Origin of the sequence: Klebsiella sp. K47, assembly GCF_051858335.1 — a bacterium.
Taxonomy (GTDB): domain Bacteria; phylum Pseudomonadota; class Gammaproteobacteria; order Enterobacterales; family Enterobacteriaceae; genus Klebsiella; species Klebsiella pneumoniae.
In genome coordinates, this window is sequence record NZ_JBPYUI010000086.1 from 1 (window position 1) to 780 (window position 780).

2 pseudogenes are annotated in these 780 nt (G+C 54.7%); both read right to left on the reverse strand.

Features of this window, described 5'->3' with window-relative positions:
* Positions 1 to 550: pseudogene (locus RRF55_RS27170) on the reverse strand (host specificity factor TipJ family phage tail protein); the annotation flags it as partial.
* A pseudogene (locus RRF55_RS27175) lies at positions 547 to 780 on the reverse strand (nitrite transporter); the annotation flags it as partial. The pseudogenes RRF55_RS27175 and RRF55_RS27170, both read right to left, overlap by 4 nt.

Here is a 780-nt window from a genome sequence, read left to right on the forward strand (position 1 = left end):
GAAAATCCCCACCGGTATAGGAGAAACGCCCATATCCAAGGCAGACAAACATTTCGACCGTCATTCTGGTTGGATCAGCGGGGTTGAATCGAGTTACCGGCTGTACCAGGTAATCCGGGTAGATCCGGTTTCGCCCGAAAGCCTCCCTAACGGGATCGCCAAGCTTCGCTGTGTTGGCTTTAGCTGGATTCAGATCCAGCGATGAAGCGTTACTGGATGAAAAGCCGCCCAGCTCTGGTTTAGGGGCAAAGAATAATGCATAGGCCGTAGACGCAATGGATACGGCCACCGAAACCCACGCGGCAATTTCAAGCCCCGTGCCATAAGGAATGGGATATATCCGCACGTCACTGTCTGGCCGCAACAAACATAACGGCCATTCCGCCGGGGGGACTGCCTGGCCGTTCAGCTCGATCACGACAGGATGAGTTTTATCCTGTGAATAGCTCGGGACATTTCTGCTCATCCACTCATGCAGCGTCAGCACACCATGATCGTGCGTTTCAAGGGGTTCACCCGGTAGCCGGGACGGGTAAAACTTTATCGTCATTGCCAGAACTCCACGCGGTTAAAGCGACGGATAAATCGCGATAGTGGCAGAAACGTAACCCCCGAGCCTGGATTGCATTCCGCGACCTGCAACTGGTTATCGAGCATTACAACGATCCCGACATGGGAAACCGTTGAGCCCGAATAGCAAGCCACTCCGGCACCTTCACAGGGTTCGCAACGTTTCAGCGAAAGCATCAGCTTTCTCGCTTCCCGGTCGAGGCCCCCGCC